The sequence below is a fragment of the Devosia indica genome, assembly GCF_003056405.1.
Lineage (GTDB): Bacteria > Pseudomonadota > Alphaproteobacteria > Rhizobiales > Devosiaceae > Devosia > Devosia indica.
On record NZ_PYVZ01000001.1, the window covers coordinates 349,908 to 375,922 of the forward strand.

26 protein-coding genes, 1 tRNA gene and 1 pseudogene are annotated in these 26,015 nt (G+C 62.9%); 9 read left to right on the forward strand and 19 right to left on the reverse strand.

What is annotated here, in order from left to right; translation table 11 throughout:
- Window positions 1–54: 54 nt before the first annotated feature.
- Both grpE and hrcA read right to left on the reverse strand, forming a co-directional pair.
- Window positions 55–771 (reverse strand): annotated as a pseudogene (gene grpE, locus DDE76_RS01745) (nucleotide exchange factor GrpE); the annotation flags it as partial.
- Window positions 737–1,819: a heat-inducible transcriptional repressor HrcA gene (hrcA, locus tag DDE76_RS01750; protein WP_104892513.1), complete on the reverse strand. Its 1,083-nt coding sequence runs from the start codon at window positions 1,817–1,819 to the stop codon at window positions 737–739. The pseudogene grpE and the gene hrcA, both read right to left, overlap by 35 nt.
- A 140-nt stretch (window positions 1,820–1,959) precedes the next feature.
- On the opposite strand from hrcA, the gene rph reads away from it, so the two are divergent.
- The 4 genes from rph to DDE76_RS01775 all read left to right on the forward strand — a co-directional run bounded on the left by rph (window position 1,960) and on the right by DDE76_RS01775 (window position 5,171).
- Window positions 1,960–2,676, forward strand: a complete 717-nt coding sequence (gene rph, locus DDE76_RS01755; protein ID WP_104892514.1) for a ribonuclease PH — start codon at window positions 1,960–1,962, stop codon at window positions 2,674–2,676.
- Between the two features lie 205 nt (window positions 2,677–2,881).
- Window positions 2,882–3,526, forward strand: a complete 645-nt coding sequence (locus tag DDE76_RS01765; RefSeq protein WP_104892516.1) for a non-canonical purine NTP pyrophosphatase — start codon at window positions 2,882–2,884, stop codon at window positions 3,524–3,526.
- The gene (hemW, locus tag DDE76_RS01770; RefSeq protein WP_104892517.1) at window positions 3,519–4,673 is read left to right on the forward strand and encodes a radical SAM family heme chaperone HemW; all 1,155 of its coding nucleotides are present in this window, start codon (window positions 3,519–3,521) and stop codon (window positions 4,671–4,673) included. The genes DDE76_RS01765 and hemW overlap by 8 nt, the downstream gene beginning before the upstream one ends.
- 30 nt (window positions 4,674–4,703) lie before the next feature.
- Entirely contained in the window at window positions 4,704–5,171 is a 468-nt protein-coding gene (locus DDE76_RS01775) for a gamma-glutamylcyclotransferase family protein (RefSeq protein WP_104892518.1), read from the forward strand.
- A gap of 15 nt (window positions 5,172–5,186) precedes the next feature.
- Here the strand turns inward: DDE76_RS01775 and DDE76_RS01780 are convergent, their stop codons facing one another.
- Both DDE76_RS01780 and infC read right to left on the reverse strand, forming a co-directional pair.
- Entirely contained in the window at window positions 5,187–5,717 is a 531-nt protein-coding gene (locus DDE76_RS01780) for a thermonuclease family protein (protein ID WP_104892519.1), read from the reverse strand.
- 161 nt (window positions 5,718–5,878) lie between these two features.
- Window positions 5,879–6,415 (reverse strand): translation initiation factor IF-3, encoded by a 537-nt coding sequence (infC, locus tag DDE76_RS01785; RefSeq protein WP_104892520.1) that lies wholly within the window; start codon window positions 6,413–6,415, stop codon window positions 5,879–5,881.
- Window positions 6,416–6,570: 155 nt separating this feature from the next.
- Between infC and DDE76_RS01790 the strand changes: the two genes are divergently transcribed.
- Window positions 6,571–7,332: an alpha/beta hydrolase gene (locus tag DDE76_RS01790; protein WP_104892521.1), complete on the forward strand. Its 762-nt coding sequence runs from the start codon at window positions 6,571–6,573 to the stop codon at window positions 7,330–7,332.
- Here DDE76_RS01790 and DDE76_RS01795 read toward each other — a convergent pair.
- From DDE76_RS01795 to DDE76_RS01810, 4 genes are read right to left on the reverse strand one after another with little or no spacing between them, the layout of a single operon-like run.
- Window positions 7,329–7,982 (reverse strand): GNAT family N-acetyltransferase, encoded by a 654-nt coding sequence (locus DDE76_RS01795; RefSeq protein ID WP_104892522.1) that lies wholly within the window; start codon window positions 7,980–7,982, stop codon window positions 7,329–7,331. The two genes, DDE76_RS01790 and DDE76_RS01795, sit on opposite strands and share 4 nt — an antisense overlap.
- A complete protein-coding gene (locus DDE76_RS01800; RefSeq protein WP_104892523.1) occupies window positions 7,979–8,848 on the reverse strand; it encodes an SDR family oxidoreductase in 870 nt (289 codons plus the stop codon). Before DDE76_RS01800 ends, DDE76_RS01795 begins: the two co-directional genes overlap by 4 nt.
- Window positions 8,845–9,972, reverse strand: a complete 1,128-nt coding sequence (gene queG / locus DDE76_RS01805) for a tRNA epoxyqueuosine(34) reductase QueG (RefSeq protein WP_104892524.1) — start codon at window positions 9,970–9,972, stop codon at window positions 8,845–8,847. Before queG ends, DDE76_RS01800 begins: the two co-directional genes overlap by 4 nt.
- 14 nt (window positions 9,973–9,986) lie before the next feature.
- Window positions 9,987–10,667 (reverse strand): glutathione S-transferase family protein, encoded by a 681-nt coding sequence (locus DDE76_RS01810; protein ID WP_104892525.1) that lies wholly within the window; start codon window positions 10,665–10,667, stop codon window positions 9,987–9,989.
- Between the two features lie 116 nt (window positions 10,668–10,783).
- Here DDE76_RS01810 and DDE76_RS01815 point away from each other — a divergent pair, with 116 nt between their 5' ends.
- Window positions 10,784–11,596 carry an undecaprenyl-diphosphate phosphatase gene (locus DDE76_RS01815; RefSeq protein WP_104892526.1) on the forward strand — a complete coding sequence of 271 codons (813 nt, stop codon included), beginning with the start codon at window positions 10,784–10,786 and terminating at the stop codon, window positions 11,594–11,596.
- Here the strand turns inward: DDE76_RS01815 and DDE76_RS01820 are convergent, their stop codons facing one another.
- The 8 genes from DDE76_RS01820 to DDE76_RS01855 form a co-directional block, all read right to left on the reverse strand.
- Window positions 11,597–11,866, reverse strand: coding sequence for a BrnA antitoxin family protein (locus DDE76_RS01820; RefSeq protein ID WP_104892527.1), 270 nt, complete (start codon window positions 11,864–11,866; stop codon window positions 11,597–11,599).
- Complete coding sequence (locus DDE76_RS01825; protein WP_104892528.1) at window positions 11,850–12,152, reverse strand: BrnT family toxin; 303 nt, start codon at window positions 12,150–12,152, stop codon at window positions 11,850–11,852. The genes DDE76_RS01820 and DDE76_RS01825 overlap by 17 nt, the downstream gene beginning before the upstream one ends.
- Window positions 12,153–12,199: 47 nt before the next feature.
- Window positions 12,200–12,829, reverse strand: a complete 630-nt coding sequence (locus tag DDE76_RS01830; protein WP_157955623.1) for a LolA family protein — start codon at window positions 12,827–12,829, stop codon at window positions 12,200–12,202.
- A gap of 506 nt (window positions 12,830–13,335) precedes the next feature.
- Window positions 13,336–16,029, reverse strand: coding sequence for a DNA translocase FtsK (locus tag DDE76_RS01835; RefSeq protein WP_245891761.1), 2,694 nt, complete (start codon window positions 16,027–16,029; stop codon window positions 13,336–13,338).
- A 147-nt stretch (window positions 16,030–16,176) separates the two neighbouring features.
- Window positions 16,177–17,520, reverse strand: coding sequence for an ammonium transporter (locus DDE76_RS01840; protein WP_104892530.1), 1,344 nt, complete (start codon window positions 17,518–17,520; stop codon window positions 16,177–16,179).
- Window positions 17,521–17,549: 29 nt separating this feature from the next.
- On the reverse strand, window positions 17,550–17,888 hold the full coding sequence (locus tag DDE76_RS01845) for a P-II family nitrogen regulator (RefSeq protein ID WP_104892531.1): 339 nt from the start codon (window positions 17,886–17,888) through the stop codon (window positions 17,550–17,552).
- Window positions 17,889–18,220: 332 nt separating this feature from the next.
- Window positions 18,221–19,603 carry an ammonium transporter family protein gene (locus tag DDE76_RS01850; RefSeq protein ID WP_104892532.1) on the reverse strand — a complete coding sequence of 461 codons (1,383 nt, stop codon included), beginning with the start codon at window positions 19,601–19,603 and terminating at the stop codon, window positions 18,221–18,223.
- A 28-nt stretch (window positions 19,604–19,631) separates the two neighbouring features.
- On the reverse strand, window positions 19,632–19,970 hold the full coding sequence (locus DDE76_RS01855) for a P-II family nitrogen regulator (RefSeq protein ID WP_104892533.1): 339 nt from the start codon (window positions 19,968–19,970) through the stop codon (window positions 19,632–19,634).
- A gap of 283 nt (window positions 19,971–20,253) precedes the next feature.
- On the opposite strand from DDE76_RS01855, the gene DDE76_RS01860 reads away from it, so the two are divergent.
- Window positions 20,254–21,480: an FAD-dependent monooxygenase gene (locus DDE76_RS01860; protein WP_104894813.1), complete on the forward strand. Its 1,227-nt coding sequence runs from the start codon at window positions 20,254–20,256 to the stop codon at window positions 21,478–21,480.
- Between the two features lie 41 nt (window positions 21,481–21,521).
- On the opposite strand, the gene DDE76_RS01865 is transcribed toward DDE76_RS01860, so the two are convergent.
- Genes DDE76_RS01865 through DDE76_RS01875 form a run of 3 tightly spaced genes read right to left on the reverse strand, consistent with a single transcriptional unit; the run spans window position 21,522 to window position 23,376 of the window.
- Window positions 21,522–21,746, reverse strand: a complete 225-nt coding sequence (locus DDE76_RS01865) for a Trm112 family protein (protein WP_104892534.1) — start codon at window positions 21,744–21,746, stop codon at window positions 21,522–21,524.
- A complete protein-coding gene (locus DDE76_RS01870) occupies window positions 21,746–22,414 on the reverse strand; it encodes an LON peptidase substrate-binding domain-containing protein (RefSeq protein WP_104892535.1) in 669 nt (222 codons plus the stop codon). The genes DDE76_RS01865 and DDE76_RS01870 overlap by 1 nt, the downstream gene beginning before the upstream one ends.
- An 11-nt stretch (window positions 22,415–22,425) precedes the next feature.
- Entirely contained in the window at window positions 22,426–23,376 is a 951-nt protein-coding gene (locus tag DDE76_RS01875) for a thioredoxin family protein (protein ID WP_104892536.1), read from the reverse strand.
- A gap of 196 nt (window positions 23,377–23,572) precedes the next feature.
- On the opposite strand from DDE76_RS01875, the gene DDE76_RS01880 reads away from it, so the two are divergent.
- Together DDE76_RS01880 and DDE76_RS01885 are read left to right on the forward strand one after the other, a co-directional pair.
- A tRNA-Gly gene (locus DDE76_RS01880) sits at window positions 23,573–23,647 on the forward strand.
- Between the two features lie 175 nt (window positions 23,648–23,822).
- Entirely contained in the window at window positions 23,823–25,346 is a 1,524-nt protein-coding gene (locus DDE76_RS01885; RefSeq protein ID WP_198650799.1) for an alkaline phosphatase D family protein, read from the forward strand.
- Window positions 25,347–26,015: the final 669 nt, after the last annotated feature.

Below are 26,015 nucleotides of genomic sequence, written 5' to 3' on the forward strand. Positions count from 1 at the left end.
GCAACAAAAAGGGCGCCTTACGGCGCCCTTTTCTAGTTCTCAGTTCTGTTCGCCTCAGGCGCTCTTGTCGATGCCGTCCGCATCGCCATTGGCCTCGGGCGCCGGCGCGGCGGCAGCACCGCCCTTGGCGACGCCGACCATGGCAGGCCTAAGCACGCGGTCGCCAATGGCAAAGCCTTCCTGCACCACCTGCACCACCGTGCCTTCGGGCACTTCGGTATTGGGCACTTCGAACATGGCCTGATGCCGGTGCGGATCGAATTTCTGGCCCGCCGCCTCGATCGGCTTGACGCCGTGCTTGGCCAGGAGGCGCTGCATTTCGCGGTCGGCCAGCTCGATGCCGTCGATCAGGCTCTTGAGCGCCCCATCGGCAGTTTCACGGGTTTCGGCCGGGATCACCACCAGGGCGCGCGACAGCGCGTCGGTTGCGGTCAGCATGTCGCGGGCAAAACCGGCAATGGCATAGGTACGGGTATCGGCGACATCGCGCTCGGTGCGCTTGCGCAGATTTTCCATTTCGGCATGCGTGCGCAGCACGCGATCCTTGAGCTCGGCATTTTCGGCCATCAACGCTTCGACGGGATCGACATGTGCAGCTTCGGTCTCCGGGTTTTCGGTTTCCGGCGTTTCGCCCTGGGCGGCGTTTTCGTCGCTCATTCGGTCTTCTTCCGTATTCAATGAAAAACTCTTGCCCGCCATATCGGCCAATGACGGCTTGAATTCAAGCGTCAGCCGCTTATTTGCCGCGCTTCCTTGCCATGAGCGAGGAGATCACATTGGCGGTGTAGTCGACCACCGGCACGATGCGCGCATAATTGAGCCGTGTGGGGCCGATCACTCCGAGCACGCCGACAATGCGGTCATTGGCGTCCTTATAGGGGCTGAGAATCACCGAGGAGCCCGAGAGCGAAAACAGCTTGTTTTCCGAGCCAATGAAGATACGCACGCCCTGGGCGCGTTCGGCGTCGCCCAGGAGCTCAAGCAGGCCGTCCTTGCTTTCCAGCTCATCGAAAAGCTGGCGCATGCGCATCAGTTCGTCGCTCGCCATGGTATCGTTGATCAGATTGGCGCGGCCGCGCACGATGACCGTGGGCGCGCTGCTACCCCCCGGTTCGGCGAGCGTCGCTATGCCGGCATCGACCAGTTTCTGGGTCAGCTCGTCCAGTTCGGCCCGTTGCTCGGCACGGCGCTCATTGAGCACCTTGCGGGCTTCGGCCAGGGTACGCCCGACCACATAATTGGCCAGGTAATTGCCGGCCTGCTGCAGGGCGCTGGCCGTATAGCCGGGCGGCAGGTCGAGAATGCGGTTCTCCACCTGGCCGTCATCGCCCACCAGAATTGCCATCGCGCGGGTGGCATCGAGCCGCACGAATTCGATATGCTTGAGGACCATATCGGCCTTGGCGGCGATGACCACCCCGGCGCCCTGGCTCAGACCCGACAGCAAAGACGAAGCCTCGGTCAGCACGTCCTCGACCTGGGCATTGCCTGCCGTGCCCTCGATATGGCGGGCAATCTGGCTGCGTTCGGCCTCGTTGACGGCACCAACCTCGAGCATGGAATCGACAAAGAACCGCAGCCCCTGCTGGGTCGGGGCGCGGCCTGCCGAGGTGTGCGGCGCAGCAATCAGCCCCAGATCCTCCAGGTCCGCCATGACATTGCGCACCGAGGCGGGCGAGAGCTCGACCTGCAGCAGGCGCGAAAGATCGCGTGACCCCACCGGCATGCCGGTATCGAGATAGCGCTCCACCAGCCGCCGGAAAATGTCCTGGCTGCGGGCGTTGAGTACCGAGAGGAAGTCTTCGGACGGTCTGGTCATAATGGTTTGATTAAACTCGTCGACTTTAACCCTGACCCTTCATTTAGGCCCTTGTTCCCCATCCGCCAAGCGTCGGGCGCTTGTGAGCGGGCCGCATGAGGGTTAAGACGCGGTTAACTGCAACAGAAACTGGAATCACGATGCGGCCTTCCGGCAGACAGCCAAGCGATATGCGGGCAGTAACCCTTGAGCGCAATGTGGCCATGAAGGCGGAGGGCTCGTGCCTGGTCGCGTTCGGCAATACCAAGGTGCTGTGCACGGCATCGGTCGAGACCAGCGTTCCGGGCTGGTTGCGCGGCAAGGGCCAGGGCTGGGTCACTGCCGAATATGGCATGCTGCCCCGCGCCACCGGCTCGCGCACCCGCCGCGAAGCCACCGCCGGCAAGCAATCGGGCCGCACCCAGGAAATCCAGCGCCTGATCGGCCGCAGTCTGCGCGCCGTGGTGGATCTCGAGGCCCTGGGCGAAGTGCAGATCACCTGCGACTGCGATGTGCTTGAGGCCGATGGCGGCACCCGCACTGCCTCGATCACCGGTGCCTATGTGGCCCTTTGCGACGCCATTGCCTGGATGGATGAGCGCAAGCTGACCAAGGGCAAGGCGCTGATCGACAGCGTCGCCGCCATCTCCTGCGGCATTTATCGCGGCACCCCGGTGCTCGATCTCGACTATCTCGAAGATGTGGAAGCCGAGACCGACGCCAATTTTGTCATGACCGGCGCTGGCAAGTTCGTGGAAATCCAGGGGACCGCCGAAGGCGCCCCCTTTTCCCGCGACGAGCTGGACAGCCTGATGTCGCTTGCCGAACAGGGCATTGGGGAATTGAGCGTGATGCAGAAATCGGTGCTGGGCGCATGATCGGCTGGCTGAAGAAATCCCCCTTGTCCGGCGCTTCGCACCAGCTTCTCCCCGAGGGGGAGAAACATAGCCCTGCGCATGCCTCTTATTCCTCTCCCCCCCAGGGAGAAATGGCGCGGCGTAGCCGATCCGGTGAGGGGGACTTTCAGGCCGTCAATTGTTCCATCTGGAACGACATCCGCCGCGCCCTGGAAGGAAACAGCAAGTGAGCATCCCGCGCCTCCATGCCGGTGACCGGCTCTGCATCGCCACGCATAATGCCGGCAAGCTGCGGGAGTTTCGCGAACTGTTCGAGCCGTTCGGCCTCAAACTGGTGTCGGCCGGTGAACTGGGCCTGCCCGAGCCGGAAGAAACCGGCACAACTTTCGCCGAAAATGCCCGCACCAAGGCCCATGCCGCCGCGCGCGGCGCCAACATGCTGGCGCTGAGCGATGATTCGGGCCTGTGCGTGGATGCGCTGGGTGGCGATCCGGGTGTCTATACCGCCGACTGGGCCGGGGTGCCGCGCGATTTCAACCATGCCATGAAGCGGGTGGAAGACGCCTTGCAGGCGGCCGGCGCCAGTTCGCCCGGCCAGCGGCGCGGCTCGTTCAACGCCACGCTGTGCCTGGCCCATCCCGATGGGCGCGACATGCTGTTTGTCGGTAAATGCGAGGGTACGCTGGTCTGGCCGCCACGGGGCGAACTGGGCCATGGCTACGACCCCATGTTCATGCCCGATGGCTACGACATCACCTTTGGCGAGATGGCAGCCGAGGCCAAGCACAATTGGTCACCGGGCGAACAGGGCCTGTCGCACCGCGCCCGCGCCTTTGCGCAATTCGTGGAGAACCAGATTGACCATGGCTAGCGCCAACGATCTTTTCGGCGTCTATGTCCATTGGCCCTTCTGCGCGGCCAAATGCCCCTATTGCGACTTCAATAGCCACGTTCATCGCGGGCCCTTTGATGAAGACGCCTTTGTCGAGGGCTACAAACGCGAGATCGCCCACATGGCCTCGCTGTCCTCCGGGCGGCTGGTGCAGTCGGTCTTTTTTGGTGGCGGCACCCCATCGCTGATGAGCCCGAGGGCCGTTGGCGCCGTTCTGGACGCCATTGCCGGGGCCTGGCAGATCGACAGCAAAGCCGAGATTACGCTCGAGGCCAATCCGACCAGTGTCGAGGTCGAGCGCTTCAAGGGATTTCGGGCCGCCGGAATCAATCGGGTCTCGCTGGGCGTGCAGTCGCTGCGCCCCGGCCCGCTGGCCGAACTGGGCCGTCGGCACAGCGTCGAAGAGGCCGTTGCGGCCGTACGCATTGCCCAGTCGGTCTTTGAGCGCTCCAGCTTCGATCTCATCTATGCCCGGCCCAAGCAGACGCTTGAGGATTGGGAAGACGAGCTCAAGGAAGCCATCTGGCTGGCGCGCGGGCATCTCAGCCTCTACCAGCTCACCATCGAGCAGGGCACGCGCTATTTCGACCTGCATCAGGCCGGCAAGCTCAAGATGCCGGACGAGGATCTGGCGGCCGACTTTTACGAACTGACGCAGGAATTGACCGCACAGGCTGGCATGCCGGCCTATGAAATTTCCAACCATGCCGTGCCCGGCCAGGAAAGCCGGCACAACATGCTCTATTGGCGCTATGGCGAATATGCCGGGATCGGTCCGGGCGCCCATGGAAGGCTGATGGTCAACCACCAGCGCCATGCCACGGCCACCGAAAAGCTGCCCTTTGAATGGCTCAAGCTGGTCAATGAGTTCGGCCATGGCATGACCACGGACGATGTGCTGACCTGGGAAGAGCAGGGCGACGAGTTCCTCGTCATGGGCCTGCGCCTCAAGGAAGGCATTTCGCCCACCCGCTTCATGTCGATCTCCGGCCGCGGCATTTCCGAAGCCCAGATCGCCGCACTCAAGGGCTATGGCTTTGTCGAGACCCTGCCCAATGGCAATATCCGCGTCACCGAAAAGGGCTTCCCGGTGCTCGACGCCGTGGTGGCGGATCTGGCGGCCTGACACTTCAGCAGGGGATTTGAGACGGCGGCCATGCTCTATTTCGCCTATGGCTCGAATATGGACCCGGTACAGATGCGCCAGCGCTGTCCGGATTCAACCGTTTTGAGCGCAGCCGTCCTCAAGGGCCATGTTCTCTGCTTTCCACGCCTGTCGGATGCCCGCCAATGCGGGGTTGCCTCATATGAGCAGCATCCTGCATACGATCTATGGGGCGTCGTCTATCGCTTGAGCCTGAACGATTTTGTCCGGCTCGATGCGCATGAAGGCTATCACGCCGGCCGCCGCGCGGACCTGAATGCCTACAATCGCATCACGATCACGGTGCAGATCGACAATACCCCCACCGGCGCAGAAACCTATCTGGCGAACCGGCAGCATAGGCTGCATCTGCCCAGCACGGCCTATCTCAAGCATCTTTGCGATGGGGCGCGGTATCACGGCCTGCCGGCGGCGTATCAGAGCATGCTGACGTCCCTGCCTTGCAGCGACAGGGTTTGACGGCAATCCCCGCCGCTAGAGTTTTTCAACCGCTCCCATCATGCCGCGCTGCCGCACCGCGGCGCGCCAAAATTTCTTGCGCGCATCGGCCAGTTCGAGATGCCGGTACTTGCCACCGGAGAATTTCGGCCAATCGAGCGCCATACCTGCCCGCACCATTTCGGCCCCCAGATCGCGCCCGTCGGGCAGGAAGCATTCGGCCACCATGCGGTCATAGGACAGCTCAGGCTTGATCCGCGCCGTCACCACCTGCCCCTTGCACAGTTTCACCAGCGCCCATTTGGACTGCTTGCCGAAGGGGTGCTCGAGCTCGGGCGCGTCGATCCCGGCAATGCGGATGCGGATCTTGTCGATGATGATGGTGTCGCCATCAATGACCCAGCACGGTCCGCGCAACTCGGTCTGTGGCGGCGGCGCTGGCGGGGCGGGCCAGACGACGCCTGTCCGCATTTCGCGCGGCAGTTGCGGCGCGAGCGGAGGCGCGGGCCGCCGTGGCGGTCGCCGTGGTGCGAAGAACAGGCGCAGAATTATTCGAAACAGTCGCATGCGGCCCCCAGCGCAGGATTGTCGCAAATGCTCGAACAGGTGTGGGGAGCATTGCGCAAATCAACTACGAAGAAAAGCCAGCGCCTGACGACGCGTTAACATTGCCCAATAAAAAAGCGGACCAATTGGCCCGCTTTTTACAGTCCAGAAGTCCTGTCGCCTTATTTGGGCGCCAGCACCATGACCATCTGCCGGCCTTCCGAGCGGGGCTGGCTTTCGACCTTGGCCACGTCCTCGGTCTGTTCGCGCACCTTGAGCAGGAGCTGCATGCCCAGATCCTGGTGAGCCATTTCACGGCCACGGAAGCGCAGGGTTACCTTGACGCGGTCGCCTTCGCCCAGGAAGCGCTGCACCGCCTTCATCTTGGTCTCGTAGTCATGGGTGTCGATGTTCGGACGCATCTGCACTTCCTTGACTTCGATGACCTTCTGCTTCTTGCGCGCTTCGGCCGCCTTCTTCTGTGCGGCATATTTGTAGCGCCCGAGATCGAGCATCTTGGCCACGGGCGGATTCGAATTGGCGGCGATCAGGACGAGGTCGAGCCCCTGCTCCTGCGCTTCGGCCAGAGCGTCGCGCGTGCGGACGATGCCACGGTTTTCACCTTCTGCATCGATGAGCTGAACGTCGGGGCTAGTGATATCCTCGTTGGCAAGCGGCCCATCTTTCTGGGGCGCAACGGGTCTCATGGGACGGCGAATGGCAAGCGTTCCTTGTGCTATTGGGGCAAGGGGGTGAATTCGGCCCTAAAATCGTGGTAGCGGCCCCTAAAGTCAACTGGCGCGCCCAAGCAAATTTTCAAAGCCATGCGCCGGAGACCGCTCCGACACCAACCAGAAACGCAATCAGGCCCCCCATGAGTTCCATTCACAGCTCCCTTATCACCGTGGGCACAGGCGACCAGGCCCGGCAGATCGCCGTCGAGCAGCGTCATGGCGGCGCACCGGGCCTGTTCTGGCTCAATGGTTTTCGCTCCGTGATAAGCGGGCTCAAGGCGATGAGCCTGGATGCCCTGGGCTCTGAAAGGGGACTTGAGGTCACCCGGTTCGACTATTCCGGCCACGGCCTGTCCGGCGGGGATTTCGACAAGGGCACGATCAGCCGCTGGTTGGAGGAAGCCGAGGCCGTGCTGGCGAAAACCATGGGGCCGCAGATCGTGTGCGGCTCATCCATGGGCGGCTGGATCGCCCTGCTGCTGGCCCGGCGGCAATTGGCCAAGGGCATGCCGCTCAAAGGGCTGGTGCTGCTCGCCCCTGCCACCGACGCCACCGTGCGCATCGCTGCCCGCATGAGCGCGGCGCAGAAACGGGACCTGGAGACCCTTGGCTATTACGAGCGGGAGAGCGCCTATGGCGATGGCCCATATCGCTACACGCGGGCGCTGATCGAGGATGGCGGCCACCATCTGCTGTTTAATGGTGTCATCGAGACCGGCTGCCCGGTGCATATTCTGCAAGGCGGGCAGGACCCGGACGTGCCGCCCGAGCACGCCCAGAAGCTGCTTGCGCATATCCTGCATGATCCGGTGACCTTCACGCTGATCCCCGACGGCGATCACCGGCTGAGCCGGGACCAGGATCTGGCGCGGCTCAAGGCTGCCGTGCTGGGGATGATCTAGCCGCGCATGGCCAGCCGGGTTTTCTGCTGGCCGGCGGCGTCAAAATTGTCCGGGGCCAGCCAGCGTTCATATTCGGCCCTCAGGGCCGGCCATTCGCTATCGATCATCGAGAACCAGGCCGTATCGCGGCTCTCGCCCTTGATGATCATGTCCTGCCGGAAAATCCCCTCGAAAGTGAAGCCGAAGCGCGTGGCGGCGGATTTGGAGGGTTCGTTGGCATTGTTGCATTTCCACTCGAAACGCCGATAGCCCAGATCATCAAAGGCGTGGCGGGCAAACAGGAACAGCGCCTCGGTGGCCAGGCGGCTGCGGGCCATGGGCAGGCCCCAATAGACCCCGCCGATCTCGATCGAGCCATGCTCGGGACGAATGCGCATCCAGGCCTGCTGGCCCAGCGCCTTGCCGCTGGCCTTGTCGAGAATGGCGACATAGCTGTCCTGCCCGGCATTGACCTGCTCGATCCAGGCCTGGGTGGCAGCAAGGCTCTGCGGCGCGTCGGTGAACAGCCAGCGAAACCGCCCCGGACCGCCGGGCAGGTTTGCCACCGCGAACAGGTCTGCGGCATGTGACAGGGCAAGCGGTTCGAGCCGCACATAACGGCCCTCCAGCACACTGCGGGCCGGGGCAGATTTTGCAGGTCTTGGGGTCATTGTTCGCTTTCGAGAATCTGGGCCAGGCCCGCGCGATAATCGGGATAGAGCAGTTCGATCCCCAGGGCCTGCTTGATGGCCCGATTCGAGACGCGCTTGTTGTCACGGTAAAAGCTGCGCTGCATCGGCGTCATCTCGGCCGTCTCGATGGGCAGGTCCGGCGGCACATCCAGGCCGATCATCTGTGCGGCATGGGCGATGACGTCCTGGGGCGGAGCCGGTTCGTCATCGGCCAGGTTGAAGGTGCCGTCCAGCCGCTGGTCGGCCGCCAGCGCCGTGACGCGGGCAATATCGGCGACATGGATGCGGTTGAACACCTGCCCCGGCTTGATGACGCGCCTGGCCGTGCCGGCGCGCAGCTTGTCAAAGCTCGAGCGGCCCGGGCCATAAATGCCGGCCAGCCGCAGAATGCAGAGCGGCACGCCCCGTTCGGCCGCATAGTCGCGCCAGGCCTGTTCGGCCAGCACGCGCCGGTCCGAGCGCATGTTGCGCGGCACCAAGGGGGCGGTCTCGTCAATCCATTCCCCGTCGAAATCGCCATAGACCCCAACCGTCGAATAATAGCACAGCCATTGCAATTGGCTGGCCGTGTCGAGATCGGCGCGATGATGGCGCAGCGCCGGATCGCCCGCTTCATCGGGCGCGATCGACAAGATGACATGGCTGGCCGTCGCCAGCGCCTGGTCCACTTCGGGGCCGGGCGCCATGCCGTCAAACAGCACGGCGTCGATACCCCCGGCCCGCAATTGCGCGGCCTTTTCCGATGAGCGCACTGTGCCGCCAATGCGGGCAAAGCCGTTCTCGCGCATGGCGTGTGCCGCGTTGATCGAGGAAAAACCCAATCCGAAGAAAAATGCCTGGTTCATACCACCCCATCCCATTCTGCGCGCACCGCGCTATCGCCTTCCTGCGCCAGGCTGTCCAGCCGCCGGGCCGCGGCCCGCTCCGGATCGAGCCGCCGCAAGGCCCATATGGCGGCCCCGCGGATCAAGGGCGAGGGATCGCCAAGCCTGGCTTCCACCAGGGGCAACAGGGATTGGTCATCGGCGTTGCCGATGCCAATCAGCACATTGCGCAAGAACCGCGCATGCCCGATGCGCTTGACCGGCGAGCCGGCAAACAGCGCCCGAAAGCCCGCGTCATCGAGCTGCACCAGTTCAGCCAGTGCCGGGCGCTCGAATTCGGGCCGGCTGCGCAGCTTGGCTTCACGGCTGACACTGGCGAACTTGTTCCAGGGGCACACTGCCAGGCAGTCGTCGCAACCATAGATGCGATTGCCCATGGGTTTGCGAAATTCACGGGGAATAGGGCCTTTGTGCTCGACTGAATAATAGGCCAGGCATTTGCGCGCATCGAGCCGGAACGGGGCGGGAAAGGCATTGGTGGGGCAGATGTCGAGGCATCTGGTGCACGAGCCGCAACTTTCCGCATGGGCCTTGTCCGGCGGCAGGTCGAGATCGGTCAGGATGGCGCCCAGAAACAGCCAGGAGCCGAATGTTCGGCTGACCAGCACCGAGTGCTTGCCCTGCCAGCCCAGCCCCGCCGCCTCGGCCAGCGGCTTTTCCATCAGCGGCGCAGTGTCGACAAACACCTTCACACCTGCCCCGGCCCGCCGGGCCAGCAGCCCGGCCAGCTCCTTCAATCGCCCCTTGATGATGTCGTGATAGTCGCGATTGCGGGCATAGGCCGAGATATTGCCGACGCTCTTTTCAGCCAGCAGGTCCATCGGATCGATCTCGGGGCCGTAATTGACGCCGAGCAGGATCACCGAGCGGGCTTCAGACCAGAGGCGACGCGGATCGCCGCGCCGGTCTTCGGTTTCGGCCATCCACGCCATGTCGGCATGCCAGCCCTCGGCGAGCGCGGTGTGCAGTTTTTCGGGCAGGTCGGGCCGTGCGTCTGCCCGGGCAATACCAAAGGAGTCAAAACCCAGCGCTTCGGCGCGGGTCTTGAGTTCGGCTATGAGCGTATCGGTCCTTGCTTGGGCCATGCCGCCAGATAGGACTAAAAGTCCAGATCCGCATAGCCCCTGGCGGGCTGCATGGCGACGACACGGTCGTTAAGCAGGGTGCGGAAGGCCGGGCGCGACTTGATGCGCGAATACCAGTCGCGCGTTTCGGGCGGCACCTTGGACCAGTCGATATCACCCAGATAGTCGAGCGTGGAAAAATGCGCGGCCAGGGCAAAGTCGGCCAGGCTCATTTCTTCGCCTGCCAGCCAGTTGCGGCTGGCCAGCAGCCAATTGAAGTAGAGCAGGTGCTCGGCCAAATTGACCTTGGCGGCCCTCAGGACGGACGGCTCAGGCGTGGCGCCACGCTGGTCGCGCTTGGCGATCTTTTCCTCGATCAGGTAGCGCGTCACCTCGTCATTGAGCTTGACCAGCGCCCACTCGACCAGCCGCCACATTTCGGCGCGGTCCATGGGATCGGCCGGAAACAGCCCGCCGACCGAAGCGGGCGTGTAAAAATCCTCCACCGCGTGAATGCTGGCCATGACGCCGACGATGGGCAGGTCATTGTCCGTGAACAGGACAGGCAGGGTTGCCGCCGGATTGATCGCCAGCAGCGCCTCTTCGCGCAGCCAGGGCTTGGTCTCCTCCAGATCCAGCGGCACCCCATATTCGGCGCACATCAGCCGGATGAGGCGGGAGGCGGGATCGAGGGGGTAGTGCACAAGGCTTGGCATGAACGGGGCTCTGAAATTGTTGCGGCCCGGGAGTCACGCGTCACGGCCTTGGCGCGCCAGGCGAACACGGCTATGAGACGGGACAAGTCCGACCTTGGAACGAGTTAGGGGATCAAATGAACGCCGATCAAGGTCTTTTTGTGCCCCTGATCCTCGGAATCCTCGAAGGGCTCACAGAATTCCTGCCTGTCAGCTCCACCGGCCACCTTTTGCTGGCCGGTCATTTTTTTGGCCTCAGTCAACCCGCCGCCTTCATCGTGTTGATCCAGCTCGGCGCGATTCTGGCCGTGATCACTGTTTACTTTGCCAAACTGGGTGTGCTGATCCGCGATGCGCTGACGGGCAAGGCCTATGCCTGGCGCTTTGCGCTGGCCGTGGTGCTGGCCTGTCTGCCGGCCGTCATCGTGGGCGTTCTGGCGCGCGATTTCATCCAGCAGATTCTCTACGAAACCCCGCTGGTCATCTGCATCACCCTGCTGATCGGCGGCATCATCCTGCTGATCGTGGATCGCATGCCGAAAAAGGTGCGCCATGATGACATCTACAGCTACCCCTGGCATCTGGCGCTGATCATCGGCCTGTTCCAGATGCTCAGCCTGGTGCCGGGCGTGTCACGTTCCGGCTCGACCGTGGTGGGGGCCATGCTGTTCGGTGCCTCGAAGCGCTCGGCTGCCGAATTCACCTTCTTCATCGCCCTGCCGATCATGGCCGGGGCCTTCGGCTACGACCTCTACAAGAGCCGCGAGCTGATCGATCTGAGCTTGGGGCTCAACATCGCCATCGGTTTTGCCGCCTCCTTCGTGGTCGGCGCGCTGGTGGTGAAGTACCTGCTCGACTTCGTCTCCCGGCATGGCTTTGCGCCCTTTGCCTGGTGGCGCATCATCGTGGGCGGCGCCGGGCTGATCGCTATTCTGGCGTTCGGCGGTTGATTAGCTGCCGCCGTCAACTTTCTCGGCCAACCAGGTCTTGATCAGGGATTGATACGGCACGTCGCGTTTATTGGCGGCAATCTTGATCCGCTCCAGCAATCCATCCGGAATCCGGAGTGATATGGAGGTCGAACTTGGCTTCAGGTTTGGCAGCCGAACCTTTTCGGCCTTGCTCCAATCAAGATGCTCGACCGAGTCATGGCTCTCCCAATAGGCTCGTTCTTCCGCCTCCGAAGCGAAGCGCGGGATCGGCTTATTTGTCACTGCCATAATGGGCTCGCTCCTTCCTGCTCATGTCTCGCGCCGAAATAATCCTCAGCCGAGTTTGCGCCTCGCGCAACGTAAAGGTGACATGCAGGAGCCTGCGGTCATCTGTTCGGCCCAACGCATGAAAGCGCAGTTCGGTGGTGCTGTGCAGATGGTCGGGCAAGGTCAACAGAGGCTCGTTGAAGAACACCTGCTCGGCCTCCGCCTGGCTTACACTGTGCTTGTCCGCACTTTTGCGAGCATTGCCGGAATCCCAGTCGAACCCGACAATGCGCGCCCACTCAATCATGAATGTATATTACCATAATATACATTCAGGTCAAGGATTGGCCCGTCTTACGTCCCCGGCTCCCGGCCCGAATAGGTCGAGGGGAAGGTAAAGAAGTGGTTGGGGATCTCGACGCCCTTCTGGACATCATAGAGCGAGAAGGTCAATTCCGACCCATTGGGCTCGACGAGCGTCCACTGCGCCAGATCCTTGGTTTCGGTATCAAAGATCAGCGAGACCTGCACCGTGCCGGCCACCGTTTCGTCGATCACGGTGATCGAGAGATAGCCATCGGTATTGGTAACGTCGATGACATTGGCGTTGAGCAGGTTGATCTGGTCGCCCAGGAATTGGCGCAGCGGGATCGAATCCTGCGGATAGGCGTAATAGGTCTCCTCACGCCGGTCGACGACATAAAAGCCCCGGCCGATCGAGACGATTTCCTCGCGGCTGGGCGGGGCATAGCGAAACGCCACCTTGTTGGGCCGCTCGATGAAGAAGGTGCCTTCCTGGCGTCCGCCATTGGTGTCGATCTGCAAAAAGCGCCCCACCATGGTGCGGATGGCCGAGTTGTGCGCATTGATTTCGTTGATCAATTGCTGCTCCTCAGCCGTGAGCGCACGGCTCTGGGCCAGCACCGGCAAAGCGGGCGAGAGGGCGGCGGCAAGGCCGAGCATGAGAGCGGTGCGGCGAATCATGGGCGGGATTTCCTCGCTGGGTCGTTTGGTAGAGCCTAACCTAGGCAGCAATTGCGGCAACAGGTGGAAAGTTCCGCCGTGGTTGATTTCACCATGCAGAGAGCGCTTATCTGCCCTTGGTGCGCGCCTTGCTGACGGACAATCGCAGTCGCCAAGGCGTGCGGATTGACCGGCCGCGCAAATAGATATCCCCGTGTCCAAAACTGCCCTTATCCTTTCAGCCATCTCTCCCGCGATGGGCGGACTGCAGCGAACAGTTGCGGGAGGAACCGGTGAGACTGGATTCGCTCCAGGGCTCGTCTGCTCGTTGGGCCACCTTGCGACGAGCGATCAATAGGGGCCACGACAGCAGGAGAAACCCGGTATCCCGAGGCGGCGACGTCTCTATTACTTAGTTTTACTGAGACGCACGCGCCTCGGGATACGTCCATTTCAGACAAAACCGCCAGCGCCTTGCGGCACCGGCGGGGATTTGTCACGGCCATGCGGATGGTCAGGCGCGCGGATCAGTATCCGTCGGCATTGTCGCCCACCAGGATCTCGCGCTTGCCGGCGTGATTGGCCGGAGAGATGACGCCTTCATTTTCCATGCGCTCGATCAGCGTGGCGGCCTTGTTATAGCCGATGGCCAGGCGTCGCTGGATATAGGAAGTGGAGGCCTTCTTGTCGGTCATCACGATATGAACGGCCTTGTCATAGAGCTCGTCGCCCGAGCCGGGATAGCTCTCGTCGCTGGTGCCGCCACCCTCGCCAAAGCCGCCCTCGTCTTCCTCGGTGATATTGTCGAGATAGTCCGGCGTACCCTGGCTCTTGAGATGGGCAACGACCGATTCCACCTCATTGTCCGAGACGAAGGCACCATGCAGGCGCTTGGTGCGGCCGCCCGAGGCCATGTAGAGCATGTCGCCATTGCCCAGGAGCTGTTCGGCGCCCTGCTCGCCCAGGATGGTGCGGCTGTCGATCTTGGACGTCACCATGAAGGAGATACGCGTCGGGAAATTGGCCTTGATCGTGCCGGTGATGACGTCGACCGAGGGACGCTGAGTGGCCGTGACCATGTGAATGCCGGCAGCACGCGCCATCTGCGCCAGGCGCTGGATGGCGCCTTCGATATCCTTGCCCGCGACCATCATCAGGTCGGCCATTTCGTCGACAATGATCACGATATAGGGCAAGGGCTCGAGATCGAATTCCTCGCTTTCGAAGATCGCCTCGCCGGTTTCGCGGTCAAAGCCGGTCTGCACCGTGCGGGTGATCGTGCGGCCTTCCTTGTTGGCCTCGGCCACGCGCTGGTTGAAGCCGTCGATGTTTCTGACACCGATCTTGCTCATCTTGCGGTAGCGGTCTTCCATCTCGCGCACCGCCCATTTGAGCGCCACGACCGCCTTTTGCGGATCGGTGACGACGGGGGTCAGCAGATGGGGAATGCCGTCATAAATGCTCAATTCGAGCATTTTCGGATCGATCATGATCATGCGGCACTGCTCGGGCGTCATCTGGTAGAGCAGCGACAGGATAAAGGTATTGATACCTACCGACTTGCCCGAGCCGGTGGTGCCGGCGATAAGCAGGTGCGGCATGCGCGCCAGATCGGCAATGACGGGTTCGCCGCCAATGGTCTTACCCAGGCAGATCGGCAGCTTGCCCTTCATCTTCTCGAAATCGGAGCTGGCCAGCATTTCGCGGAAGTAAACAGTCTCGCGGGTCTGGTTGGGCAGCTCGATACCAATGGCATTGCGGCCCGGCACCACGGCAACACGGGCCGAGATGGCGCTCATCGAGCGGGCGATGTCATCAGCCAGCGAAATCACGCGGCTCGACTTGATACCGGGCGCCGGCTCAAGTTCGAACAGGGTTACCACCGGGCCGGGACGGACATTGATGATGTCGCCCTTGACGCCGAAATCGGCCAAGACAGCCTCAAGCTGGCGGGCCATTTCCTCGAGCCGCTCGGGGGCATGCTCGGGCATGGGGCCGCCGCGCTTGGGTTCGGCCAGCAGGCTAAGCTCGGGCAATTCGAACCCGGATGGTTCATCGAGCAGCGAGCCCTGCGCCTCGCGGAACACACGCTGGCCCTGCGCCGGGCGCGGCGCGGGCGCAGTGACCCGCGGGGCGGCCGGATCGGCGGGGTGGAAGCGCGAATCGCCGCGCTGGGTGCGCGCCGGCATAGGCGCATCGGGGACGAAAGGAATATCGTCCTCTTCCGGCTCATCGGGATAATCGATGGCAGTGTCGTCATAGTCCGATTGCGCCAGAACGCGCGCCGTGGGCTCAAAGCTCGGCTCGACATGCTGGGCCGGGACATGAATGCGGCGCTGCGGCGCGGCAGCAACCGGCTCACGATCGGCTTGGAGCTGAGGCTCAGGCGCATGCATGGGCGGCTCGGCGCCATGTTCGAAATCGGCACTGTCCTGGGCGGCACGGCGCGCCGCATGCTCGGCCTTGGCGCGGCGGAAGGCGGTGCGCAGGGAATAGCCCATGTGTACAACCGCACCCATTGCCACTTCGACAATCGGGTTGGGCTCGCGCTCATCGTCTCCGGCGGCCTGCCGCGCCGAGGGCTTTGCGGGCTTGGCCGGAATGGACGTGCCCAGGCCCATGGCGATCCAGAACAGGGCCAGGGCCGGTGCGCTGAGGATGATGGCAAACAGGGTCGAGGTCAGCGGCTGCGGGTCGCCGCCGGCAATCAGGCCGGCCAGATTGGTGAACAGCATGCCGGCAAGGCCGCCCAGCCCGGTGGGCAGGGGCCAGGTTTCGGGCATGGCAACAAATGCAAAGACCCCGGCGAACAGGAGGACCGCGCCGAGCCAGGCGCCGAGGCGCAGTCCAGCACGGGTGACCACGTGGCGGCGCGCCATGGCCCATCCCCAAAGTGCCAATGGGACCACCATGACCAGACCCGCAAGCCCGAGGAACTGGAACACCAGATCGGCGATGACGGCGCCAGGATAGCCGAGCCAGTTGGCCGGCGCCTTGGCGGTCGCCAGCGACAAAGACGGATCGTCAACCGACCAGGAGGCGAGCGCTGCCAGCAGAACCGCGCACAGCCCCAGCACGATCAGGCCGGCGATCCGCAAGGGAATGCGAATCGCGATGGCTGGCGGCGGCATCGGCGCCTTGCCCGAACGGCCCGGATTGCGGGCGGCGCGGGCAGGCAGGCTGCGGACTTCGTCGAGGGTCGGAATGGGATGGCTGGGCATGAAACGCATTACTCACTGTCGGCCCGCAAACCATCGCAGTGGGCCGTAATGGCGTCATGCTATCCGGGTGTGGTTAATCGCGTGCTAACCATCGCCCAATGGGCAAAAGGAACGGGCGGCACCGAGATGCCGCCCGCCGGAAGTGACCTAATTATAGGCGCGTTCGCCATGGGTCGAGAGGTCGAGGCCGTCGCTTTCGGCCTGTTCAGACACCTTGGCGCCGCCGAACAAGGCCTTGACGATGAGCATTGCAATCAGCGCCACCACACCGGACCAGAGCACCGCCACGATAACGCTGGTGAGCTGCACCATGAACTGGCCGCCCATGTCGTAGCCATCGAGCGGATAGCCGCCGAAGGAGGGATTGGCGACAATGGCGGTACCCAGGGCACCGACAATGCCGCCGACGCCGTGAATGCCGAAGACATCGAGGCTGTCGTCATATTTGAGCATGGGCTTGAGATTGACCACGGCCCACAGGCAGATCACGCCAGCCACGCCGCCGAGCACGATGGCTCCACCGACGCCGGAGAAACCTGCGGCCGGGGTGATGGCCACCAGACCCGCGACAGCGCCAGAAACGGCACCCAGGGCCGAGGCATGGCCGCGGGTGATGCGCTCACCGAGCGCCCAGGCGAGAGCCCCGGCAGCCGGCGCCAGAACGGTGTTGATCAGGGCCACGGCGGTCAGCGCATTGGCCTCCAGGTTCGAACCGGCATTAAAGCCGAACCAACCGAACCAGAGCAGGCCGGTGCCGATATAGGTCAGGACCAGATTGTGGGGCGGAATGGGTTCCTTGAGATAGCCCTTGCGTGCGCCCAGCATCAGGGCCGCCACCAGCGCCGCTACGCCCGAATTGATATGCACCACCGTGCCGCCGGCAAAGTCATAGGCGCCCATGTTGAACAGCAGGCCCGGACCGGACCAGACCATGTGCGCCATAGGCACATAGGAGAAGGTGAACCAGATCGCGAGGAACGCCATCAGTGCGCCGAACTTCATGCGCTCGGCAATGCCGCCCACGATCAAGGTCGAGGTGATGCAGGCAAAGGTGAGCTGGAACACCACAAAGACCATTTCGGGCAGTTCATAACCGGCCGAGAAGGTCGCAGCAGTGGATTCGAGCGTCACGCCGGAGAGGAAGAATTTGGAGAAATCGCCGAAAAAGGCCGACAGCCCGCCTTCGGTGGGGCCGGCAAAGGCCAGCGAATAGCCGTAGGCGACCCAGAGAATGGCAATCATGGAGAAGCCCATGAACACCTGGGTCAAGACGCTCAGAATATTCTTGGCGCGCACCAGGCCACCATAGAACAGGGCCAAGCCTGGCACGGTCATGACGATGACGACCATTGTCGACACCAGCATCCATGCCACGTCACCCTTATCGACTACCGCGGCGGCGGTTTCGGCTGCGGCGTCCTGCGCGACAGCCGGCAGAGCCATGAGGAGGGAGGCCAGAGTCGCGCCCCCCAGAACTTTGGACAGATTCATTGAATTTTGTCTCCGGGTTGGGAAGCGGCTTAGAGCGCGGAAGCGCCGGTTTCGCCGGTGCGGATTCGAGTCACGGCCAAGAGGTCGAGCACAAAGATCTTGCCATCGCCGATGCGGCCGGTCTGGGCCGCCTCGCGGATGGCGGTGGCGACCTGTTCGGCCAGATCGTCATCGACCGCGATTTCGAGCTTGAGCTTGGGCAGGAAGTGCACGGCATATTCGGTGCCGCGGTAGATCTCGGAATGCCCCTTCTGACGCCCATAGCCCTTGACCTCGGTGACGGTCATGCCGTGTACGTCGAGCGAAGTGAGCGCCTGCCGGACCTCTTCGAGGCGGGACGGCTTGATGATGGCAACCACCAGTTTCATGTGACCCCCTTTGGCGCCGCGACGGCGCGTGTTGGAACGTCACAGAAGAGTCAAACCCCGTGCCAAATGATCCGGCAGCGATTTTGCCTTTTATTTCAGGCACTTATGGATCGCAGACGCAAACAGCCTTGGAAATGGGCAACTTTGTGCCCAATTTCCATGCAGAAAACTCCCGCGGTGCTTATTTTTCAGGCATCTTGCCAGGGGTGTGCAGTCCGCGCGTTTTGCGAGTGGGAAGCCTCTGTGGCGGGCCAAGAGGGACGCGGGCTGCACGCCGCTGGCAAGCGGCAGATAGCCGGACCCAAAGGGGCCCGGCCATCCAGAGTTATGAGTTACTTGAACTCGGGATAGGCTTCGACGCCCACCTCGGCCTTGTCCAGACCCAGGTCTTCGTCCTCGGCGGTCGGGCGCAGGCCCATGATCGACTTGAGGATGAACCAGACCACGAAACTCACCACGAACACGAAGATGCCAACGATGATGATCGAGATGAGCTGGCCACCCAGGGTCGCATCGGGGTTGGTGAAGACCACCGCAATCGTGCCCCAGATACCGGCCAGCAGGTGAACCGGAATGGCGCCGACCACATCGTCGAGCTTGAGGCGATCGAGCAGCGGGACGGAGAACACCACGATCAGGCCGCCAACGGCGCCGATCAGCGTTGCGGTGCCCAGGCCCGGGGTCAGCGGTTCGGCGGTGACGGCCACAAGACCGGCCAGCGCACCGTTGAGCACGAAGGTCAGGTCGACCTTCTTGTAGATGATGGCGGTCAGGATGAGAGCCGCGAGGGCACCGCCGACGGCACCGGCATTGGTGTTGGCCATGATGCGGCCGACATCGGCCACGTCGCCCACCGAACCCATGGCGAGCTGGGACGCACCGTTAAAGCCGTACCAACCCATCCACAGGATGAACACGCCGAGCGTGGCGAGCGGCATGGAAGAGCCGGGCATGGCGTTGACCGAACCATCGGCATTATACTTGCCGCGTCGGGCGCCGAGGAGGATGACGCCGGCAAGAGCGGCCCAGCCACCCACCGAGTGCACGACGGTGGACCCGGCGAAGTCGAGGAAGCCGAACTGGCTGTCGAGGAAACCGCCGCCCCACTTCCAGGAGGCCTGGATCGGGTAGATCAGCGCCGTCAGGACCGCGGTGAAGATCAGGAAGGGCAGCAGCTTGATGCGTTCAGCCAGCGTGCCCGAAACGATCGAGGCCGTGGTGGCGCAGAACATCACCTGGAAGAAGAAGTCCGAACTGGTGGCTGCATAGGAGAAGTCGTCGGCGCCATCGGCGGTGATACCTACGGCTTCGAGGACCGCGATGCCGAAGGCACCCAGATAGCCGCCGGTCTCATCCGACCCCATGGCCCAATTGCCCAGCGGATACATCAGATTGTAGCCGATGACGTAGTACATCAAGCACGCCACGGCAAACAGCGAGACGTTCTTCAAAAGCTGCATGGAGACGTTCTTGGTGCGGACCATGCCCGCTTCGACCATGGCGAAGCCTGCGGCCATCCAGAACACCAGGATGCCGCCCAGGATCATCAGGAACGAGTTGAGGATGAACACTACGTCGGCGGAAACGCCTTCGCTCAGCGTTGCGGCAGCTTCTTCGGCGGGGGCAGCGTCCTGGCCAAGGGCCGGGAGCGACAGCAGCAGCGAGGCCAGCGCCACGCCACCCGCGATCTTTAGGGGAGTCTTGAACCCTGTCATTGTCTTTTTTCTCCTGAAATCGGTGGCGTCAAAGCGCGGAAGCGCCGGTTTCACCGGTGCGGATGCGGGTGACGGCGAGAAGATCGAGGATGAAGATCTTGCCGTCGCCGATGCGCCCGGTCTGGGCGGCATCGCGGATCGCCGCGCTCACCGCGTCGGCAATGCCGTCATCGACGGCAATCTCGACCTTGAGCTTGGGCAGGAAGTGCACGGCGTATTCGGTGCCGCGATAGATTTCGGAATGACCCTTCTGGCGGCCATAGCCCTTCACCTCGGTCACGGTCATGCCGTGGACGTCGAGTGAGTTGAGCGCCTGGCGCACCTCCTCGAGCCTTGATGGTTTGATGATTGCAACCACCAGTTTCATGCTTGCCCCCTTTCTGCCTTGGGTGTTCGATGCCCAACAGGACTCAAGAGCCGTGCCAGATTGCGCCACCTCAATTTTAATCATTCATTTTCAATAGCTTACTCGATCACCTTGGGCCTGCCCGGCATTGTGACGATAGCGAGGCGGGCACCTCTTGCCTAATATTGATGCACTAACTTTCCATAAACCTTCAAATGCACATCTTTTGGGCATCTTGACCGCGGCAATGATGCGCTTGCCTCACAAGCGGTCAGGACGGACAATGCCGGGCAAGGAGATCAGCATGTCCAAATCCAGCGCCGAGCGGCATGACGTCATCATCGTAGGGGGTGGCCCGGTGGGCCTGACCATGGCGCTAGCACTGGTCCGATCGGCGCCCGGCATTCAGGTCGCGCTGGTCGACCGGCGGCCGCTTGCCGTGCCGCGGGACAATCGCGCCTCGGCCATTGCTGCCGGTGTGCGCCGGGTGTTCGAGGCGCTGGGCGTCTGGAATGAGATGGAGAGCGAGTCCCAGCCCATTGCAAGCATGCAGATCACCGATTCGGGGATCGGCGATCTGGCGCGACCGTTGTTCCTACGGTTCGATGGCGATGTGGCACCGGGCGAGGCCTTTGCCCATATGGTGCCCAATCAGGCCAGCGGCGCGGCGCTGCTACAGGCGGTCGAAGGCGATATCGCGGTAATTGCACCGGCCGATATCAGCGACTGGAGCGCCGAGGGCGCATTGGGGCGCTTGACGCTGGACGATGGCAGGGTGCTTGCGTCCCCACTGATCATTGCGGCCGACGGGGCGCAATCCAACCTGCGGCAGCGGGCGGGCATCGACACCATCGGGCATGAATATGGTCAGATGGGCCTGGTCGCCACGATTGCCCATGAATTGCCCCATAATGGCGTTGCCTATGAGCATTTCCGGCCCGCTGGGCCCTTTGCCAGCCTGCCTTTGCGGGGCAACCGGTCCTCGCTGGTCTGGACCGAAACGGCGCAAGCTGCGCCGCGCTTGCTGGCGATGCCCCCCCAAGACCTGGCAGTGGACATCGAGGCCGTGATGGGCTCGACGCTGGGCCGGGTCACCCTGGAAGACAAGCTGATGGGCTTCCCCTTGCGCCTGCAATTGGCCAGGAGCTTTGTCGGACCGCGGCTGGCACTGATCGGCGATGCCGCTCATGTGGTGCATCCGATTGCCGGCCAGGGGCTCAATCTGGGCCTCAAGGACGTGGCCGCCCTGGCGGAGGTGATCGTGGATGCGCTGCGATTGGGCCTCGACCATGGGGCGCCGGACGTTCTGGAGCGCTATCAGGCCTGGCGCCGGCTGGATACGGCCTCTATGGCCGCGGTGACCGATGGAATGAACCGGCTGTTTTCCAACGACATTGCCCCGGTTCGGGCCTTGCGCGATTTCGGACTGGGACTGGTCGACCGGGCCGAGCCGGTGAAATCGGCGATGATACGGGCTGCCTCCGGAATAGGCGGCGGCGCACCGAAACTCCTCACTGGTTTGCCGATCTGACGCCAAGCTTAGCCCACCCGGCGGGCGCGTGGATAAATGGGCTACCTGGAATGGTGCTGCAATTCTTCGGGCTCGACCGAGCGGGCCTCCTCAAGGCTCAGGAGTGGCACCCCCTTGCGGATGGGAAAGGCCAGCCGCGCCGCGACCGAGATCAATTCAGACTTGTCATCCGACAGGATCAGCCGCGTCTTGGTGAGCGGACAGACCAGAATTTCGAGCGTATGCACGTCGAGCACATGGCGCGGATCAAGCGGTTCATCGCCCATCAGTTGAGCGGCGCGGCGCCGTCCGAACCGCCCCGCGCCATTTCATATTCGGTCATGGCGATCAGCGTTTCGGCACGCTCTTCGAGGGTTTTGGCTTCGAGCAGGACCTGCTTTTCCGCCGCGCCATAGGGCGAGACCATGCAGCAGAAATTGACGAGATCTGCCGTACCGGTGGATTCAATCTCTTCCCAGTTGAGCTCGAAATTGGCGTATTCGGCATAGTCGCGCATCATCTTGACGAAGCGGGTGCGATCGACCGCCTCTTCGCCGTGATTGCGGGCAAAATCGGCCTCATAGCCCTCTGCCGAAATCACGCCCTGCCGATAGGGGGTGAGCACGGTCAACTCATGCACCAGGCGAAAACGGGTCACCCCTTCGAGAATGATGAAATAGCGGCCATCGCCGCTTTCCTCGAAATGGGTCAGGCGGCCCAGGCACCCCACCGATTGCAGCGGGGCGTGCCCCTTGGGGCTCTCCTCGCTGGTGTCTTCGGGCTGGATCAGGCCAATCAGCCGGTCGCCCCGCAGGGCCGCATCCACCATCTCGATATAGCGCGGCTCGAAAATATTGAGCGGCCGGTGCGAAAAGGGCAGCAAAAGCGCTCCGCTGAGCGGAAACACCGGTACGGATTTGGGCAGGTCGGCCGGGCTGGTCGGTCGTTTGGGCATCAAATTTCCTGTTACGAGAAGAGCACGGCCGAGAGCATACGCCGACCCTTGAGCGTGGCGGGATCCTTGGGGCCCCAGGCCTCGAACAATTCGAGCAGCTTCTTGCGTGCTGCATCCTCGTTCCAGCTTCGATCGCGCTTGAAGCTGACCACCAGCGCTTCGGCCGCTTCGAGCCGCTTGCCCTCGGCATTGAGCACGACGGCCAGATCAAGCCGGGCCTGGTGGTCGTCCGGATCGGCGGCGATGGCCGCTTCAAGCGTTGCCGCTTCGGACAAGCCCGCCGCCTCCTCCTTGAGGCGGATCGCATGCATGTGCGCGCCATAGGCATCGCCGGACCGCTTGTCTTCGGGCACCATCTCCAGCGTGGCCTTGGCCTGATCGATTTCACCAGCGCTGATATAGACCCCGGCAAGGCCAATCAGCGCATCGGCATTGTCGGGCGCATGCTGCAGCACCATGGCGAAAATCTGTGCCGCCTGATTCACATCGCCGGCGGCAATCGCCCCTTGCGCCACTTCGAGGGCCTGGGAAATCTGGGCTTCAAGCGAATCGCCGCCACTGGGCTGGCCCGCGCCAGCGGGTGCCGCGGCAATCAGCTTTTCGGCAAAGCGGCGCACTTCCCCTTCGGGCATGGCGCCCATGAACCCGTCGACCGGACGGCCGCCGGAAAAGGCGAAAACGGCCGGGATCGACTGGACCCCGAGCTGGCCGGCGATCTGGGGGTGCTCATCGATATTGATCTTGACCAGCTTGATCTGCCCGGCCTTTTCGGTCACCACCTTTTCAATGGCCGGTCCGAGCTGGCGACAGGGACCGCACCAAGGGGCCCAGAAATCGACCAGAACGGGTACATCGAGGGAAGCATCGATGACATCGGCCTTGAAGCCGGCATCAGAGCCATCCCGGATGAGATCGGCGGGGACCGGGGCGGCGCCGGGGGCGCCATCAAAAGACAGGGTCATAATTTTTCCACTCTTGGACTGGCAGGAAACGCAGCGTTTGCGGTCTTTTTGCGCCCGCAGACACCATGCTGGCAACCCCCGATTCCCACAGCATTTCGCAAAGATGACATAAAGGCAAAAAACCGGGTTGCAATCAGATCGGCGATTGGGCATATAGGCCCGCGTCGCCGCACTGCCAAGTGCAGCGGTCTGGAGTGCGGGTGTAGCTCAGGGGTAGAGCATAACCTTGCCAAGGTTAGGGTCGTGGGTTCGAATCCCATCGCCCGCTCCAATTTCCAAGGTGTGGCAACGCCTTGGTGACAAAGGGTCCTTCGGGACCCTTTTTGTTTTTCTTCCATCACGATTTTCGTCACCGGCATTGTCCGGACCAGCGTGTCATTCAATTGTTATGCCCTATCGGCCTAAGGACGCAGCATAACGCGGGTGCAGCCAGGGGAGGACAATTGATGATCCGGCAACCGAACCGACGACATTTCCTGGCCTCGGGACTGGCAGCAGCCGCCGTCTGGCCCATGCTGGGATCGGTGCGGGCAGCGCAGTTCGAAACCGATCCGTTTGCGCTGGGGGTCGCCTCTGGCTGTCCGACGCCGCATGGCGTGGTGCTGTGGACCCGGCTGATCTTTGCCGGTGCCGCGCCCAGCCCGGCCGATGCCTTTTCCTTTGCCCCTGCCCCGCACTATCCGCCCATCGATGTGGCCTGGGAAATCGCGGCCGATGAGGGTTTTGCGCATGTCGTGCAATCAGGGATCGTGACGGCGGACGAGACGCTGGCCCATTCGGTGCATGTGCAGGTCGAGAGGCTGGAGCCCGATCGCTGGTATTTCTACCGCTTCCGGGCCGGGGATGCCCTCAGCCCAGTGGGACGCACCCGCACCGCGCCGGCGGCGGGCGCCGATAATGGCCGGTTCAGCTTCGCCTTTGCCGCCTGCCAGCAATATGAACAGGGCTGGTACAGCGCCTATCGCGACATGGCGGGGCGCGATCTCGATCTGGTGGTGCATCTTGGCGATTATATCTACGAGAAGAGCTATGGCGCCGAGCATGTGCGTAGCCATGGCACTGGCGCACCTTCGCTGCTGTTCGAATATCGGGACCGCTATGCGCTCTATAAATCCGACCCGGACCTTATGGCCGCCCATGCCGCTTTCCCCTGGCTGGTGACCTGGGACGACCACGAGGTGGTCGACAATTACGGCCAGGACGCCTCGCCCACCGACCGGCATCCGGAGGCCTTCCTGCGGCGCCGGGCCGCGGCCTATCAGGCCTGGTACGAGCACATGCCGGTGCCGCCTCTGGCCGCGCCCAGTTTCGAAGCGCTGCGCATCTATGGACACCACCGCTTCGGCAGCCTGCTCGACGTCACCCTGCTCGACACGCGGCAATATCGCGACCCGGCGCCCGAAGCCCCGCAACCGGCGGAGATGAACCGCTACACCATGCTGGGGGCGGAACAGGAAGCCTGGTTCGACCGCACCATGCAGGAGAGCCAGGCGAAATGGTCGATCATCGGGCAGCCCACCTTGCTGTCTGCGCGCGATCTCGAACTGGGGCCGGGCACGCGCTACAGCGCTGATGGCTGGGACCATTTCCGCTCGGCGCGAGGGCGGCTGCTCAGTTCGCTGCGAGGCGCCAACCGGGCCAATCCGGTGGTGATCGGGGGCGACCTGCACTGCTTTTATGCCGCCGATGTAAAGGCGGAAGACCAGACGCTGGTGGCCAGCGAATTCGTTACCGGCTCGATTACCTCCAACGCCCCTTCGGCCAGCGCCTTTGAAACCGTGATGGCGGAAAATCCGCATATTCGGTTCGGCGAGGCACGCAAGCATGGCTATGCGCTGATGCATGTGGCGCCCGACCAGGCCCGGGTTGAGCTGGTGGCCGTTTCTGATCGCAAGGACCCGGCGGCCAGCGCGGCCAAATTCCAGGAATTCGTGGTGCTCGACGGCATGCCGGGGGTAAACCGGGTTTAAGGACCCCGCCTTTCAAACATCGTTCCGTATGGCGCACGGCATGCCGAAGGGCCGGCCGGCCCTTACAGCCTCCGGTTGAATTGGACGTGTCCCGAGGCGCGTGCGTCTCAGTAAAACTAAGTAATAGAGACGTCGCCGCCTCGGGACGCTGGGTTTCTCCTGCTGTCGTGGCCCCTATTGATCGCTCGTCGCAAGGTGGCCCAACGAGCAGGCAGGCCCTGGAGCGACCCAGCACCCAACCAGCTCCTCCCGCAAAGTTCGCTGCAGTCCGTCCGCGCGGGAGTGATGACAGGGATTATGCGGGAGGTTTTGGGCGCGGGGATAAGAATTTTTTGGATAGCGAGACATCTCAAAACGTTGAGAGCCCGGAACCCCTACCCTGCTCGATTCAACGGACTTAGCTGACGCTAAGCCCTATCTCGCTTCCCTCCCCTCAAGGGGGAGGGTGGAGAAAGACCGAACTGCCGGTGTTCATCGTCTCCCTCCCCCTTGTGGGGAGGGATCAAGGGTGGGGGGCGGAGAGGGCTGGCTGCTTCCGACCCGAGGCTGTGTGAAAACCCCTGAATATGTTATGATTTGGCACTGCTTCGGAGGTGCCATATGGGACGTTTCGTTGAAGGTGCAGACCGTGACCAGGCGAGTTTTTTGCCAGCGCGTCTTGAAGACTAT

Coding starts and splice junctions, on each gene's coding strand:
- hrcA (WP_104892513.1), bottom strand. CDS start 1,819: ATGACCAGACCGTCCGAAGACTTCCTCTCGGTACTCAACGCCCGCAGC.
- rph (WP_104892514.1), top strand. CDS start 1,960: ATGCGGCCTTCCGGCAGACAGCCAAGCGATATGCGGGCAGTAACCCTT.
- hemW (WP_104892517.1), top strand. CDS start 3,519: ATGGCTAGCGCCAACGATCTTTTCGGCGTCTATGTCCATTGGCCCTTC.
- DDE76_RS01775 (WP_104892518.1), top strand. CDS start 4,704: ATGCTCTATTTCGCCTATGGCTCGAATATGGACCCGGTACAGATGCGC.
- DDE76_RS01780 (WP_104892519.1), bottom strand. CDS start 5,717: ATGCGACTGTTTCGAATAATTCTGCGCCTGTTCTTCGCACCACGGCGA.
- DDE76_RS01790 (WP_104892521.1), top strand. CDS start 6,571: ATGAGTTCCATTCACAGCTCCCTTATCACCGTGGGCACAGGCGACCAG.
- DDE76_RS01795 (WP_104892522.1), bottom strand. CDS start 7,982: ATGACCCCAAGACCTGCAAAATCTGCCCCGGCCCGCAGTGTGCTGGAG.
- DDE76_RS01800 (WP_104892523.1), bottom strand. CDS start 8,848: ATGAACCAGGCATTTTTCTTCGGATTGGGTTTTTCCTCGATCAACGCG.
- queG (WP_104892524.1), bottom strand. CDS start 9,972: ATGGCCCAAGCAAGGACCGATACGCTCATAGCCGAACTCAAGACCCGC.
- DDE76_RS01810 (WP_104892525.1), bottom strand. CDS start 10,667: ATGCCAAGCCTTGTGCACTACCCCCTCGATCCCGCCTCCCGCCTCATC.
- DDE76_RS01815 (WP_104892526.1), top strand. CDS start 10,784: ATGAACGCCGATCAAGGTCTTTTTGTGCCCCTGATCCTCGGAATCCTC.
- DDE76_RS01820 (WP_104892527.1), bottom strand. CDS start 11,866: ATGGCAGTGACAAATAAGCCGATCCCGCGCTTCGCTTCGGAGGCGGAA.
- DDE76_RS01825 (WP_104892528.1), bottom strand. CDS start 12,152: ATGATTGAGTGGGCGCGCATTGTCGGGTTCGACTGGGATTCCGGCAAT.
- DDE76_RS01830 (WP_157955623.1), bottom strand. CDS start 12,829: ATGATTCGCCGCACCGCTCTCATGCTCGGCCTTGCCGCCGCCCTCTCG.
- DDE76_RS01835 (WP_245891761.1), bottom strand. CDS start 16,029: ATGCCCAGCCATCCCATTCCGACCCTCGACGAAGTCCGCAGCCTGCCT.
- DDE76_RS01840 (WP_104892530.1), bottom strand. CDS start 17,520: ATGAATCTGTCCAAAGTTCTGGGGGGCGCGACTCTGGCCTCCCTCCTC.
- DDE76_RS01845 (WP_104892531.1), bottom strand. CDS start 17,888: ATGAAACTGGTGGTTGCCATCATCAAGCCGTCCCGCCTCGAAGAGGTC.
- DDE76_RS01850 (WP_104892532.1), bottom strand. CDS start 19,603: ATGACAGGGTTCAAGACTCCCCTAAAGATCGCGGGTGGCGTGGCGCTG.
- DDE76_RS01855 (WP_104892533.1), bottom strand. CDS start 19,970: ATGAAACTGGTGGTTGCAATCATCAAACCATCAAGGCTCGAGGAGGTG.
- DDE76_RS01860 (WP_104894813.1), top strand. CDS start 20,254: ATGTCCAAATCCAGCGCCGAGCGGCATGACGTCATCATCGTAGGGGGT.
- DDE76_RS01865 (WP_104892534.1), bottom strand. CDS start 21,746: ATGGGCGATGAACCGCTTGATCCGCGCCATGTGCTCGACGTGCATACG.
- DDE76_RS01870 (WP_104892535.1), bottom strand. CDS start 22,414: ATGCCCAAACGACCGACCAGCCCGGCCGACCTGCCCAAATCCGTACCG.
- DDE76_RS01875 (WP_104892536.1), bottom strand. CDS start 23,376: ATGACCCTGTCTTTTGATGGCGCCCCCGGCGCCGCCCCGGTCCCCGCC.
- DDE76_RS01885 (WP_198650799.1), top strand. CDS start 23,823: ATGATCCGGCAACCGAACCGACGACATTTCCTGGCCTCGGGACTGGCA.